General features: G+C 63.2%; 9 protein-coding genes and 1 riboswitch. All 9 genes read left to right on the plus strand.

What is annotated here, in order from left to right:
• The first annotated feature begins 317 nt into the window (after positions 1-317).
• The 9 genes from RCI06_RS08675 (at position 318) to RCI06_RS08715 (ending at position 14,522) form a co-directional block, all read left to right on the plus strand.
• Positions 318-1,541, plus strand: coding sequence for a sporulation protein YqfD (locus RCI06_RS08675; RefSeq protein ID WP_306575622.1), 1,224 nt, complete (start codon positions 318-320; stop codon positions 1,539-1,541).
• Between the two features lie 152 nt (positions 1,542-1,693).
• The gene (locus tag RCI06_RS08680; protein ID WP_101551372.1) at positions 1,694-2,662 is read left to right on the plus strand and encodes a PhoH family protein; all 969 of its coding nucleotides are present in this window, start codon (positions 1,694-1,696) and stop codon (positions 2,660-2,662) included.
• Entirely contained in the window at positions 2,659-3,171 is a 513-nt protein-coding gene (ybeY, locus tag RCI06_RS08685; RefSeq protein WP_101551370.1) for an rRNA maturation RNase YbeY, read from the plus strand. Before RCI06_RS08680 ends, ybeY begins: the two co-directional genes overlap by 4 nt.
• Positions 3,161-3,640, plus strand: coding sequence for a diacylglycerol kinase family protein (locus RCI06_RS08690; protein WP_101551368.1), 480 nt, complete (start codon positions 3,161-3,163; stop codon positions 3,638-3,640). Before ybeY ends, RCI06_RS08690 begins: the two co-directional genes overlap by 11 nt.
• A gap of 80 nt (positions 3,641-3,720) precedes the next feature.
• Complete coding sequence (gene era / locus RCI06_RS08695) at positions 3,721-4,626, plus strand: GTPase Era (protein WP_172439235.1); 906 nt, start codon at positions 3,721-3,723, stop codon at positions 4,624-4,626.
• Between the two features lie 340 nt (positions 4,627-4,966).
• The gene (locus RCI06_RS08700) at positions 4,967-6,607 is read left to right on the plus strand and encodes a Na/Pi cotransporter family protein (RefSeq protein WP_306575624.1); all 1,641 of its coding nucleotides are present in this window, start codon (positions 4,967-4,969) and stop codon (positions 6,605-6,607) included.
• 161 nt (positions 6,608-6,768) lie between these two features.
• Positions 6,769-6,850, plus strand: a riboswitch (cyclic di-GMP riboswitch).
• A 158-nt stretch (positions 6,851-7,008) separates the two neighbouring features.
• Complete coding sequence (locus RCI06_RS08705) at positions 7,009-11,037, plus strand: hypothetical protein (protein WP_306575626.1); 4,029 nt, start codon at positions 7,009-7,011, stop codon at positions 11,035-11,037.
• Positions 11,038-11,383: 346 nt separating this feature from the next.
• The gene (recO, locus tag RCI06_RS08710; RefSeq protein WP_306575628.1) at positions 11,384-12,148 is read left to right on the plus strand and encodes a DNA repair protein RecO; all 765 of its coding nucleotides are present in this window, start codon (positions 11,384-11,386) and stop codon (positions 12,146-12,148) included.
• Positions 12,141-14,522: an endonuclease MutS2 gene (locus tag RCI06_RS08715; protein ID WP_306575630.1), complete on the plus strand. Its 2,382-nt coding sequence runs from the start codon at positions 12,141-12,143 to the stop codon at positions 14,520-14,522. Before recO ends, RCI06_RS08715 begins: the two co-directional genes overlap by 8 nt.
• Positions 14,523-14,785 lie beyond the last annotated feature (263 nt).

Raw genomic sequence — 14,785 nt, forward strand, 5'->3', positions numbered from 1 at the left:
GCGCGGCGGGCGGAGAACCCGCCGCAGCGGCCCCTCAGCTTGCCGAAATGATTTTTTGGCAGAGCCTCCGTATCCCGATGATTCCATGTTTCAAACCCGGCAAGCCCCGCCGCCCCGGAAGGGAGAGGGCGTGTGTGGGGCTGCGCCCGCAGGCGCGTTTCGGAGCGCAACCGAGCGAAGCGAGGCTCTTGGCGCGGAGATGGACCGCCGGTTTTATAACGCATACGGCATGTTGGAGAGGCGCGGCGGGCGGAGAACCCGCCGCAGCGGCCCCTCAGCTTGCCGAAATGATTTTCGACAAGCTGAGGGGTGGTTTTTTGCTGTTTATCCGGTTCCTGCGCTACCTGCGCGGGCATGTCAAATTTTTTGCGCGGTCGGGTTCCTTCGAGCGCCTCATCAACCTCTGCGCCCACCACCGGGTCCCCCTGTGGGACTGCCGGCGGGAGGAGGCGGGATATTCGGGCCGCACCACCGTGGACGGCTACCGGCGGATGCGCCCGCTCGCCCGCAAGGCGGGGGCGGTCACCCGCGTGAAGGAGCGTCACGGGCTGCCCTTCCTGCTGCGCCGCTACCGCCGCAGGATCGGCGTGGCCGCCGGCGCGGCGCTCTTCATCGCCTTCTTCGCCGTCACCCAGCAGTTCGTGTGGGTGGTCGAGGTACAGGGGAACGAGCGGGTGGACAGCCAGGTGCTGCTCCAGGCGCTCGAGGAGCTCGGAGTCAGGCGGGGCGTCCTCAAAAGCGGGCTCGACGCGCGGGAGATCCAGCTCGAGGTCCAGCTCAAGGTGGACGATCTCTCATGGGCGGCGCTCAACATCCGCGGCACCACCGCGACGCTGCTCGTGCGGGAACGCACCGTGCCGCCCCAGAAGATCGACACCAAAGTGCCCGCCAACGTCGTGGCGGCGCGGGACGGCCAGATTGTCAGCATGGCGGTCACGGACGGCCGGGCGGCCGTACAGAAGGGGGACGCCGTCCGGGAGGGGGAGATCCTCGTGAGCGGCGTCTTTGAGGACCGCTGGGGGCTCAACCACCTGCTGCGCGCCAACGCCAAGGTCATCGCGCGCGTCCCCGAGAGCCTCGCCGTCGAGGTGCCGCTCACCCAGTCGCGCGCGGTGCCGTCCGGGCGGGTGGTCAAGCGCCGCTACCTCGAGCTGCCGGGGGTGCGCCTGCCCCTCTTCCTCTATTCGGGGCTGGACGGGGAGTACAAGGTGGAGAAGGTGACCCGGCCGCCCGTCCTGTTCGGTGTGGAGATGCCCTTCCCGGTGACGCGCGAAACCTACATCTTCTACGAGACGGAGGAGGAGCGGATCAGCGCCGAAACGGCGCTGCGCATCGCCGAGCGGCAGCTCGCCGCGAAGGAGCGGGGCGCGTGGGCGTCCGGCGCGGTGGTCAAGCGGGAGGTCTCGGCCAAAACGGAGGGCGGCAGGGTCGTGCTGACGGGGGAATACCTCGTGGAGATGGACATCGCCCGGCAGGTGGAAATCCCGGTGTTCGACCGCACAGGACAGGGGGAAAAGGCTCTGCGCGAGGGAGGCTACTAGGGATTTTGGCGCGTTTCCAAAGAAACTGGGAAAGTTTCACAAAATATTCATAAAGAACTGTGGAAACTGCTTGTTATTTGCGTGAAGATTTGCTATACTAAATCGTGGATGATTTTGGGGATTTCCAATAGAAAAAGGATGGAAAAAAACGAATGATCGAACAACTGGTGAATATCGACCGGATGGAGCACGCGCTGGCGCTGTTCGGGAGCTTCGATGAGAACGTCAGGCTCATCGAGCAGGAATACAGCGTCACGGTGACCTGCCGCGGCACCGAAATCAAGGTGTTCGGCGACGAGGAGGGCGTCTCCCTGGCGGTACGCGCCATCACCGGGCTGCTCTCCCTCATCAACAAGGGGGAGTCGCTCACCGAACAGAACATCCGCTATGTCATGGCGATGGTCAGCGAGGGGCGCGAGGACAAGGTCGCGGCGCTCGCGGACGACGTGGTGTGCATCACCACGACGGGCAAGCCGATCAAGGCCAAGACCCTCGGGCAGAAGCGGTACGTCGAGGCGATCCGCGACAACACGATCACCATCGGCGTCGGCCCCGCCGGCACCGGCAAGACCTACCTCGCCGTGGCCATGGCGGTGCGCGCCTTCCGTGCGCACGAGATCAACCGCATCATCCTGACGCGCCCCGCCGTCGAGGCGGGGGAGAAGCTCGGCTTTCTGCCGGGCGACCTCCAGAACAAGGTCGACCCCTACCTGCGTCCGCTTTACGACGCGCTTTTTGATATGCTCGGCGCCGAGAACTACCAGAAATACGTCGAGCGCCAGAACATCGAGGTCGCCCCGCTCGCCTACATGCGCGGGCGCACCCTCGACGACAGCTTCATCATCCTCGACGAGGCCCAGAACACCACGCCCGAGCAGATGAAGATGTTCCTCACCCGGCTGGGGTTCAATTCCAAAGCCATCATCACCGGGGACGTGACCCAGATCGACCTGCCGGACGCCAGGCGTTCGGGCCTTCTGGAAGCGGTCAAGGTGCTGAAGAACGTGGATGACATCGCCATCCTTCATTTCACCGAGAAAGACGTCGTGCGCCACCGCCTGGTACAGGCGATCATCAAGGCGTACGAGCGGTATTACGAGGAGGGTAAACGCAACAGATGACCGAAAGTATCAAGGTGCTCATCACCAACCGCCAGAAGGACGTGAAGATCCCCAGCGGCATCCGGCTGCTCATCCGCCGCTGTTGCCACGCGGTGCTCGCCGCCGAGCAGTTCGGCGACAGCGCGGAGGTCAGCGTCAGCTTCGTGAACAACGAACAGATCCGCCAGCTCAACAACGAGTTCCGCCAAAAGGACACGGCCACCGACGTGCTCTCCTTCCCGCTCGGGCAGGACGGCGTCTACGACCGCAACCTCGAGACGGGCGCGCTCCAGCTCGGCGATATCGTCATCTCGATCGAAAAGGCCGTCGAACAGGCCCGTATCTACGGCCACTCCCTCCAGCGGGAGATCGGCTTTCTGACCGTGCATTCGATGCTCCACCTGCTCGGCTACGACCACGAGTCGGGCGGGCTCGAGATGGTGCGGATGCGCGAGAAGGAGGAGAGCGTGCTCTCGAGCCTCGGATTGCAGCGGGACGGCAGCTATGTGCTGACCGAAGATGAAATCTAAGCTCGCCGCCCTCGCCCGCAGCTTTCGCTGGGCGGGCTGCGGCGTGCGCCACTGCGTTTTGCACGAGCGCAACTTCCGCATCCACCTGGCCGCCGCGCTCTTCGTGTTCTGGCTGGCCGGGGCGCTGCGCGTGGAGGCCGCGGGCTTCGGGCTGCTGTCCCTCGCGGCCGGCGGCGTGCTCGCCGCCGAGATGCTCAACACCGCCGTCGAGGCGGCCGTCGACCTCGCCAGCCCCGGCAGGCATCCGCTCGCGAAGCTCGCCAAGGACGTTTCTGCCGGCGCGGTGCTCGTCATGGCGCTCGCGAGCGTCGGGGTCGGGTTCGCCGTGCTCTGGCGCCCGGAGGGGCTGCTCGCGCTCTGGCGCGCGCTGCTCGCGCACTGGCAGCCGAAGGTGCTGCTCGTGATCTATCTTGCCCTCGCGGCCTGGTTTGTGTTCGGGTTCGGCGGGGAGAAACAGACGCCGGCGTAGACCGCCGGCGCATTTTTGCGCCGCGCCGTAAAGGGCGGAAAAACTGGACGCGCCCCACAGGGGCGGGGAGGAGAAGCATTTTGACCGAACCGGAATACAGCACCAAATCGGCGTTCGTCGCCATCGTCGGACGCCCCAACGTGGGAAAATCGAGCCTGCTCAACGCCCTGATCGGGGAGAAGGTGGCGATCGTCTCGGACAAGCCCCAGACCACCCGCACCCGCATCACCGGCGTGCTGACGAGGGGGGAGACCCAGTTTGTCTTCATTGACACGCCGGGGCTCCACAAGCCCCGCACGCGGCTGTCGGAATACATGGTGAAGCAGGTCAGCGACAGCGTCGCGGACGTGGACGTCGCCCTGCTCGTCGTCGAGCCGCAGGGGGAGATCGCCCCCGCCGAGCGAGACCTCATCGCCTCCTTCCGGGCGCAGCGGATTCCCGCGGTCCTCGTCGTCAACAAGATCGACACCCTCGCCAACAAGGAGAAGCTGATGCCCCGCATCCTCGCCTTTACAAAGGAGTACGAGTTTTCCGCCGTCGTGCCGATCTCCGCGCTCACCCGCGACGGGGTGGACGCGGTGCTCGGGGAGCTCGAGGCGTTTGCCGCGCCCTCCCCCTTCTTCTTCGACGCGGACACGCTGACCGACCAGCCCGAACGGGTGATCGTGGCCGAGATCGTGCGGGAAAAGCTCCTGCGCAACCTGCGCGACGAGATCCCGCACGGCACCGCCGTGTCGGTGGAATCGATGAAGGAGCGGGAGGGACAGGACCTCGTCGACATCGAGGCGCAGATCTACTGCGAGCGGGAGAGCCACAAGGGGATGATCATCGGTAAGGGCGGCGAGATGCTCAAGCGGATCGCCACCCAGGCGCGGCAGGACATCGAACGGTTCCTCGGCTGCCGGGTCAACCTCAAATGCTGGGTCAAGGTGCGCGAGGACTGGCGCAACCGGGAGAACGTCATCCGGTCGCTCGGCTACAACTGAGCCGCGCGTCGGTTTGAAAAACGAACAGGAGGCCCCGCGGGGACGGACAACCGTCCCCGCGGGGCCTCTTTCGCCGCCGTGTAAAATCTGCGTAAAATTTGCGGCGGAACCCTTGTGCTCCCCGGCGCGATCTTTTATAATGGGTTGCAAATCGCGGTGAAAAGGGGGGGACGTTCCGCATGGAAGCAGCTGCGCCGTCCGGAGCATCCGCCCGGATACCGGGACTAAAGAGGCATGACCCGCGTCCGGCGCCGGACGCGCGCCATGCCTTTGGAATGTTTCATCCCCGCCCTGCCGGCGGATTCGGGAAGGAAGTAAAGAGAGAAGGAGCGTGCCGCGCGTGAAGGTGGCGGATATCCTGGGGCTTCTGGGAGGCCTGGCGCTGTTTTTATACGGGATGCAGATGATGAGCTCGGGGCTCGAGGCGGCGGCGGGCAACCGCATGAAGCGGATTTTGGAGCGGTTGACGAGCAACCGCCTGCTGGGGGTCGCGGTCGGCGCGGGCATCACGGCGGTGATCCAGTCCTCCTCCGCGACCACCGTCATGGTCGTGGGCTTTGTCAATTCGGGCATGATGACCCTGCGGCAGGCCGTATGGATCATCATGGGGGCGAACGTCGGCACCACCATCACCGGCCAGCTCATCGCGCTCGACGTGGGCGCGCTGGCCCCGCTCTTCGCCTTCTGCGGCGTGACGCTGGTCGTGTTCATGAAGCGGGCGGTCTTTCACCACTACGGGCAGATCGTCGCGGGGCTGGGCATCCTCTTCATCGGGATGGAGATGATGAGCTCCTCCATGATGCCGCTGCGGGATTCGGAGGCGTTCGTCAGCCTCATGACCCGCTTTGGCAACCCGCTGCTGGGGATCCTGGCCGGGGCGCTTTTCACCGCCGTCATCCAATCCTCCTCAGCGTCGGTGGGGATCCTCCAGGCGCTGGCGGACAGCGGGCTCATCGGCCTGCCGAGCGCGGTTTACGTCCTCTTCGGCCAGAACATCGGCACCTGCATCACCGCGGTGCTGGCCTCGATCGGCACCGGGCGCAACGCGAAGCGCACCACCGTCATCCACCTGCTCTTCAACCTGATCGGGACGGGCATCTTCACCGTGGTCTGCATGACGTTCCCGCTCACGCAGTTTATCGAGGCGCTGACCCCCGGCAGCCCGGCGGCCCAGATCGCCAACATGCACACCCTCTTCAACGTTGCCACCACCCTGCTCCTGCTCCCGCTGGGCACCTGGCTCGCGAAGCTCGCGGTGCGCATCCTGCCCGAGCACGTCTCGGAGGACGCCGCGCTGCAAAAGCTGCTCTACATCAAGCCGGTGGAGGCGTCGCCGGAATACCAGATGGGCAACTCCGCCATTGCGATCAACGGCGTCTGGCGGGAGCTCGGACGGATGGCCGACATGGCCCGCGGCAACGTGGAGCAGAGCTTCCTCGCCGTGCTGGACGGCGATTCCCGCCGGTTGGCGGAGGTCGAACGCACCGAGGAATACATCGACTACCTCAATAAGGAAATATCAAAGTACATCTCGCGCATCATCGTTTACGAGGCAAACGAGCGGGACTCGATGACGATCAGCGCCTTTTTCAAGATCAGCGGCAACCTCGAGCGGATCGGCGACCACGCCGTCAACATCTGCGAGTACACGAAGCTGCTGGAGGAAAAGCGGATTTCCTTTTCCGAGCAGGCGCGGGGCGAGATCGCACAGATGAGAGAGGTGAGCCTGCGCGCCATCGGCCTGCTTCGAGAGCTGGACGGCGTTTCCGTCGAACGCCTGTCCGAAATTTCCGCCTTTGAGCAGAAGATGGACGACATGACCCTCGCGTTCCGGCAGAACCAGATTCGGCGGATGCACGAGGGGGTCTGCTCGGACGAGGCGTGCATCCTCTATTCCGAGATGCTGACCGATTTCGAGCGGATCGGCGACCACATCCTCAACATTGGGCAGGAGCTCGCCTCGGCCGGTTTTCCGCGCTGAGAGGCGTTCCATCCGTCCGGCTTTCCGCGTATGCGCGCGGAAAGCCGGTTTTTTATGTTTTAAACCACAAAAAAGGAGGCAATTTGCAAGTATTTCCACCAAATTTCAAAAAAATAACTGTACAAAGGTCATACTATATGTTATAGTATGGGTAACAAAAAATGAATATTTGGCAAAACTATTGAAAGATAGTGATGCAAAGCCATGGGTCTAAACCGTAGGGTATGACAGCCGGTTGCCGCACAGCCTCCCTAGGGGGGCTTTCTGTACGACTGCCGTCGAGGCGGTCGTATTCTTTTATAGGGAGAAAAAAACGGTCACACCGTCTCCCCCGGCCGCGGCCCAAAGAAATTCCGGACAGATCCGATTCGGACAAAGATATTTTTCTAGGAGGGCATATCATGAAAAAGAACTGGATTCGCTTGCTGACGATGTTGCTTGCGGCCATGCTCATCCTCACGATGAGCGGCGTTGTCAGCCTTGCGAACGACGACCAGCCCGTCACCGGTGACGGCGTATCGGATGTATCCGATACGATCAGTCCTGTGAAGACGGAAGAAGAGCCGTCCGTGGACGAGAGCTCCACAGGCGCGAGCTCCGAGGATGAAGGCTCCAAGGGCCCAAGTTCCGAGGATGTAAGCTCCGAGGGTTCGAGCTCCGAGGACGCAAGTTCCAAGGACACGAGCTCCGAGGATGAAAGCTCCAAGGACTCAAGCTCCGGGGAATGCACCTGCGGCGCCGCCGAGGGCGAGGTACATAAGGAGGGCTGCCCGTTCTACACGGAGCCCGAGGAGAAGCCCTCGGAGGCGGTCCAGGCGGTCATCGACATGATCGAGGCGCTCCCGGATACCGACACAGTCGCCAACTATGAGCCGGCGGTCGATCTTCCCGAGGACGACGAGGGATACAACGACGCCTATAATGAGGCGTATTCGGCGTACCTGGAGGAAGCCAAGGAGAATTACGCCGCCGCACAGGAGGCGTACAACGCGCTGACCGACGAGGAAAAAGCGGAGATCCCGGAGGAACTGACCGGAAAACTGGCTGACTTTGCCGGTTTTATTGCCATGCTCGGACAGATGAACACGCTTGATTTGGATAACGCCAGCGGCGGGCCGGAATACTATGAGGAATTTGGTACAAAGAAGGCTCCCTTCTTCTTTGCGAACGGGACGCCGATCACCATCACGGAGACCGGCGCTGACGGAATGGGCGCGAAGATTACTTGGGACGGCGGCGAAAAGGATGTCCCGGCAAATACCAACGTGTTCGGTGGATACCACAATAGCGATACCTCGTGCACGACCAGTATCATAATGATCGGCGGACGGCTCAACTCCCTGTTTGGAGGAGGCTTGCATAAGAGTCACGTCACCAAAGCGACGATTACGATCTCAGGCGGGGCGGTCCCCGGACAGGTCGCGGGCGGCGGCGCATCCTCAATGACAAATGGCTGCAGCGACGACTGTTCCTATACAAACGCATGGTATAGCGGTGATGCCAAGGACTCCCCTTGCCGGGTCGATGAAGCGGTGGTTACCATTGAAGGTGGTAACGATTATTTGCTCGTATTCGGCGGCGGCGAAGGGATCAGCAGTACCGGTACGGCGACGCTGAACATCTCTGGCGGCGATATGTCGGGAGCCTATGTCACCGCGGGCGGTTCCAACGGCTATACCGGAAGCGGGACCGTGAACGTTTCGGGCAGCGCCAATATCAAGGTTTTACAGGGCGTCAACCGCGGCGGCATGGACGCCATCAAGCTGAACGTGACCGGCGGAACGGTTAAAAATATGTATGCCGGCGGCGAATCGGGCGATGCCAGCGTAACGGGAACATTCGCTCAGTCGGATGTCACGGTTTCCGGCGGCACGGTGGAAACGCTCAGGGCCGGCACGAACGGCGGGGCCGAGATCACCGGCATGAACGGGATTACGGCGAAGATTACGCCGAGCGCCGTGAAGGACAATCAGCTCACTGGCGAACTGGTCGCGCAGATTGGCAACGTCGGCTATCCGAGCCTTGCCGCGGCGATCACAGCCGCCAAGAACGGCGACGTGATCAAGCTTCTGGAGAACGTCGCGGAGGACTCCGTTACTGTGGATAAGGCGGTCACCATCGACGGCAACGGCAAGGAATTTACCGGTACAATGGTGGTCAGCGCCGGCGGCGTAACCATCAAAAATACCGTGTTTACGGGTACCGGAATCGTTCCTAAGGAAGGGAGAAATGGTGCGAACCACCTGATCAAGGTCACCTGCGACGGGACGTTCACCTTTACCGGCAATACCATCAGAGGGGTAGATGCGAAAACAGCGGACGGCCAGGACGGCATTTATTACGATTACATCAATATTGCCGCGTCGGGCGTCGTCACGATCACCGGAAACGCCTTCGACGCCAATGGCGGAAAGGTCTATAACGGCATCGAGTGCAGCCAGTCCATTCCACTCGCCAGCGGAAGCAAGATCGCCAACAACACCTTCGCGAAGGGCGACTGCACCCATAACTCGATCAACATCTATAAGGTGGCAGACGGCGGCAGCTATGACGTCAGCGGAAACACGTTTGCCTATTCCGGCAACGCGTTCCGACTGAGCAACTATCCGAATGCAGACGGTGCAAGCCCCCGCGCCACCTTCAACATGAACAATACCACATACAACGAGACAGATACGACGAATCCCGGGTATGCGGGTCTGATCTGTCTGCAAGACCCGACCAACCAAAACGGTAAATTCGAGGATTTCTCCAAGTTCACCATCCATCTGGCGAACCTGAAAGGCCCCGGCGGTGAAATCCTGACCAAAAATGAACTTGGCACCGCAAAACAGGTCTTCTATGTTTACCGCGACAAAACCGGCATCATCGAGGATGCGGCTCAATGGCCAGTCGTTCCCGAATTCATTAATACCGACGAGGAGATCGCCGAGGTGGTCGCGGCGGCGATCAAGGCCGGCAACGACGCCCTGAAAGCGGCGCTGGGTGACGATTCCACCACGACTTTGGCCGACGTCACCGAGGACGACATCAAGGCGATCATCTTGAGTGACAAGGGCGCGGCTTTCAAGACGGCGATCGGAGGGGCCAGCGCCATGCTGGATAAGCTCGACGCCGGCAAGCTGGCGGACTATCTTGCGAAGAATCCCGACCTGAAAAAACAGGTGGACGCGCTGCGGATGAGCTACGACATCGCCTTCACAGTGGCGCCCGCGCCGAGCGTTCCGGAGGTCAAGGCGACCGTCCCGGCGGACGCGACGACTGCTGAAAAGCAGGCGTTTGACGACGCGAAGGACGAACTGACCGCCACCGGCAACCCGGCGGCGAAAGAACCGCCGGAGAATTTGGCCGAAGCGGTGAAGGGGAACCTGCCCGCGGAGGCGACCGAGGCGGCGCTTGCCCATAATACCACCGAAATCCATGTTTCCCTCGAGACGGAGATCCACGATATCGCCGTACAGGAGGTCACCAACGACGACGGAACCACGACCGCGGTGGTCACCGAGATTAAGTTCGAGGTGCAGCCCGTCTGGCTCATTAAAGATGGAAATGATGTCAAGGCGAAGGGCGCCATCGATTCCCTGAGCGGACAGCCGGTCACCTTCAAGCTCCCCATCCCGAAGAGCGTTACGGATCGGTATGCCAAGATCGTCCATGAATACTCCGGCGGCAGCGAAACCTTCTACCTGGAGATTCAGAAGGACGATGCGGGCAACCAGTATGTCGACGTGACGGTCACCCATTTCAGCCCGTTTGTCGTGACCTTCACCAACAGCAAGCCCTCCTCCGGACATTCTTCCTCGGGCGGTGGTTCCGGCGGCGGGAGCGCCTCGCTCGATAACTACGACTTCTGGGCGAAGGTCCAGAAATCGATCGAGCGCGCGGACGGCGGCGACGTCATCAAAGCGAACGCCTCCAAGGCGCTCAACGTGCCCGGCAGCGTGCTGCGCGCGCTCGAAGGCCGCGACGTGACCCTTGTCATCAGCTACAAGGGCAGGGAACTGGCGATCTACGGCAAGAACATGCCCTCGATCCCCGACAACAAGGTCTACTATACCTTTGACGACCTGTTCGACCTCTTTGCGGATTACGACGCGACCGTGTCGGAAATCCCCGAGGCCAAGCCGGGCAGCAACCCGGTGACGGGCGGCGGCTACTATCTGCCGGGCGTCACCGTGCCGACGGTCACCCTCACGGCGGAGCTTCCCGCGGTGCCGGAGACCCCGGACAGGATCTCGCTGGAGCCCGCCGAGAAGGCGGTCGAGCCGGCGGTGCCGGCCGAAGCGGCGCCCGCGCAGGCGTCCGCGCCCGCGGCGGCGCACAGGCGCCTGAGCGGCGTGACGATCGCGCTGGCGGCGCTCATCGCGGCGGTGGCCGTGGGCGGCATCACCACCGGCGTCTGGCTCTATAAGCGGCGCGAACAGGAATAAGCACCCTAAGGGGCGCATCCCTCCGGATGCGCCCCTTTCCTTCCCCGTCCCGGCTTGACGGGGCGGGGGATGTATGCTATGCTTTTTCTGATAAAACGCGTTTTTGGCTGTCAAGTCTAAATTACTGGAAAATGTGATAGACTTTCCCTCTGATAAGGGTGCCGCCGCCGGAAAAAATAGTACCATCAGGAAAAGATGGGGGCGGTGCTGATGAATCCGGGCGAGATGTCGGCCTATGACGCGTTTTTACATTCGGGAAAGATTGAGGACTACCTCAAATATGTAGACGTCCGGCAGCAGTCCGCAACCGGGACTGCTTTGGGCGCCGCTGTGACGGGAGATACCGGTGCATATCACGACCGACGGGATCGTGCTGCGGGAGCGCGCGATTGACGAGTTTGACTGCGTGCTCACCCTCCTGACGAGGGAACGCGGCATCATATCCGCATACGCACGGGGAGCTAAGAAGCCACGCGGGACGCTGCGCGTTCCCGCCGAGCTGCTCAGCTACTCGTGCTTTGTGCTGTTCTCCAACCGGGAGCGGTACAGCGTCGACAAGGCCGATCTCGACACCGTCTTCATGGGCGTGCGCGGCGACGTGGAAAAGCTCTCCCTCGCCTCCTACTTCTGCGAGCTGACTGCGCAGGTCGCCCCCCGTGAGGAAAACGCGGACGGCTATCTGCGCCTGCTGCTCAACACACTCTACCTGCTCGACACGGGCAAACGCGCCTGCGGGTTTCTAAAGCCGGTCTACGAGCTCCGGCTGCTCACGATGGCGGGCTTCATGCCCAACCTCGTCGCCTGCGCGGGCTGCGGCTGCTATGAGGCGGAGGAGATGTTCTTCCTGCCCCAGTCGGCGCAGCTCGCCTGCGGGGAGTGCGTCCGTTCCTTCCCGGCGGACCAGGTGCGCCTGCCGCTCGGCAGGGGGGTGCTCGCCGCCATGCGCCACATCCTCTATTCCGAGGCGGAGAAGCTCTTCTCCTTCAGCCTCCCCGGACCGGCGTTCGCCCGGCTGGAGGAGGTCTGCGAATGTTATACGGTCACACAGCTGGAACGGCGGTTTGACACGCTCGATTTTTACCGGACAATGAAGGGATCAGTCAATGGATAAATACTGTAAGGCAATTGAACTGGATAAGATCCTCGCGCGGCTGGCGCAGCTCTGCTCCTGCGAGGACGCGAAGGCGATGGCGCTGGCCATCGAGCCCGCGCGCGACCTGCGGGACGTGCGCGAGCTCATGCAGTACACGGTCGACGCGAACACGCTGACCAACCGCTACTCCACGCCGTCGGTCGGCGCGGTGGAGAACCCCGCCGCCGCGCTCAAGCGCAGTGAGATCGGCGCGCGGCTTTCGCCGCGCGAGCTGCTCGACGTGGGGAAGGTGCTGCGCGCCTTCGAGACGATCGAACGGTGGCGGCGGCAGCTCGAGGGCGGGCAGACGAGCCTCTCCTACCTGCTCGATTCGGTGGTGGCTCTCCCCGACCTGCAAAAGCACATCGCGGACACGATCATCAGCGAGGAGGAGATCGCCGACAACGCGAGCCCCGAGCTCGCCGACATCCGCCGTAAAATCCGCCAGGCGGGCGCCAAGGCGCGCGAGGTCCTCGATAAGATGGTGCGCTCGGCGACCTACCAGAAGTTTTTGCAGGACAACATCATCACCCAGCGGGACGGCCGCTTCGTCGTGCCCGTCAAGCTGGAATACCGCAATGAGATCAAGGGCCTCGTGCACGACACCTCCTCGTCGGGCGCGACGGTCTTCATCGAGCCGATGGGGGTCGTCGAGGCCAACAACGAGATCCGGCTTTTGCAGGGCAGGGAACAGGCGGAGATCGACCGCATCCTCTACGAGCTCTCCGCGCAGGTGGGCGGCTGCGCCGCCAGCATCCGGGGCAGCTATGAGGCGGTCGTCGAGCTCGACCTCTACTTTGCCAAGAGCCGCCTCGCCGACGAGATGCATGCGAGCGTGCCCGCCATCAACGACACCGGCGTGGTGCGGCTCAAAAAGGCCCGCCACCCGCTGCTCGACAAGCACAAGGTCGTGCCGATCGACCTTTCGCTCGGGGAGACGTTCGACACGCTCGTCGTCACCGGCCCCAACACGGGCGGCAAGACGGTCGCGATCAAGACCCTGGGCCTGCTCACCGCGATGGCCCAATGCGGCCTCATGCTGCCCGTCGCGGACGGCAGCACGGTGCCCGTCTTCAAAAAGCTGCTCGTCGACATCGGCGACGAGCAGTCGATCGAGCAGAGCCTCTCCACCTTCTCGGCGCACATGACCAACATCATCCGCATCCTCGACGAGGCGGACGGCGACTCCCTCGTCCTGCTTGACGAGCTCGGCGCGGGCACCGACCCGGTCGAGGGCGCGGCGCTCGCCGTCGCGATCATCGAGCAGTTGCGCGCCCAGCGCGCCCGGGTGGTCGCCACCACCCACTACGCCGAGATCAAGATGTACGCCCTCAACACCGACGGCGTCGAAAACGCCTGCTGTGAGTTCGACGTGGCGACCCTGCGGCCCACCTACCGCCTGCTGACCGGCGTGCCGGGGCGGTCGAACGCGTTTGCGATCAGCGAACGCCTCGGACTGCCCTCCGGCGTCATTGAGAACGCGCGCACCCACCTGTCGGGCGAGAACGCGCGCTTCGAGGACGTGGTCGCCCAGCTCGAGGGCACCCGGCAGGAGCTCGAAAAGGAACGCGCGCTGGCGGCGAGCCAGCGGGTCGAGGCGCAGCGCACCTCCGCCGAGGCGGACGAACTGCGCCGTACCGCCGAGCGGGAGCGGGAGCGCGAGCTCGAGCGCGCCCGCGTGCAGGCGCGCGGCATCGTCGAGCAGGTGAGCGCGCAGGCGGAAAAGCTGATCGACGAGCTCGACGAGCTGCGCCGCCAGAAGGACAGCGCCGACTTCTCCGAGCGCGCCGCCGCGGCGAAGGTCGCCTTTAAGGCAAACCTGCGGAAGTTGCAGGACCTCGCGGACCCCGTCACCCGCAAGAACGTGGAAAATTACGTGCCCGACCGCCCGATCAAGCGCGGCGACACCGTGCGCCTTCTCGAGCTCGGGAAGGAGGGCACCGTCCTCTCCGCGCCCGACGGGCAGGGATACCTCAACGTGCAGGCGGGCATCATCAAGACGCGCGTCCACCAGTCGGAGGTGCGCCTTGTCGACATGTCCAACAAGCGCGTCACGGTCAATAACGCCGGCGTTTCGTCGCGCGGCGTTTCCTCCAAGGCCACCCGCGACGTCAAAACCGAGCTCGACCTGCGCGGTATGACCTCCGATGAGGCCCTCGTCGAGCTCGAGCGGTTCATTGACCAGTGCGTCCTCTCGGGCGTGCCCACCGTCACGATCATCCACGGCAAGGGCACCGGCGCCCTGCGCGCCGCCGTCCAGCAGCGCCTGCGCAAGCACCGCAACGTCAAAACCTTCCGCCTGGGGACGTACGGGGAAGGGGAAGCGGGAGTTACGATCGCCGAGCTGAAGTAGCGGGAGGTACGTGTCATTGTTACGGCCTTTTCTGGAAAAGGCCTTGGCGAAAAGCTTTCCGGGGGACTTTCGGGAAAGTCCCCCGGCCCCCTCAAAGCTTTATCAGGCCGGCCGCCCTGCGCCTCCGCGCGCTCGACCCATGACGAAGGCGGGACGCGCTTTCGGGAAAGTCCCCCGGCCCCCTCAAAGCTTTATCAGGCCGGCCGCTCTGCGCCTCCGCGCGCTCGACCCATGACGAAGGCGGGACGCGCTTTCGGGAAAGT

This window comes from Anaerotruncus massiliensis (ex Togo et al. 2026) (assembly GCF_030825285.1).
Classification (GTDB): domain Bacteria; phylum Bacillota; class Clostridia; order Oscillospirales; family Ruminococcaceae; genus Anaerotruncus; species Anaerotruncus massiliensis.

Excerpts from the sequence above, each read along its gene's own strand:
- RCI06_RS08680 (WP_101551372.1), top strand. The coding sequence starts at position 1,694 with ATGATCGAACAACTGGTGAATATCGACCGGATGGAGCACGCGCTGGCG.
- ybeY (WP_101551370.1), top strand. The coding sequence starts at position 2,659 with ATGACCGAAAGTATCAAGGTGCTCATCACCAACCGCCAGAAGGACGTG.
- RCI06_RS08690 (WP_101551368.1), top strand. The coding sequence starts at position 3,161 with ATGAAATCTAAGCTCGCCGCCCTCGCCCGCAGCTTTCGCTGGGCGGGC.
- RCI06_RS08705 (WP_306575626.1), top strand. The coding sequence starts at position 7,009 with ATGAAAAAGAACTGGATTCGCTTGCTGACGATGTTGCTTGCGGCCATG.
- RCI06_RS08715 (WP_306575630.1), top strand. The coding sequence starts at position 12,141 with ATGGATAAATACTGTAAGGCAATTGAACTGGATAAGATCCTCGCGCGG.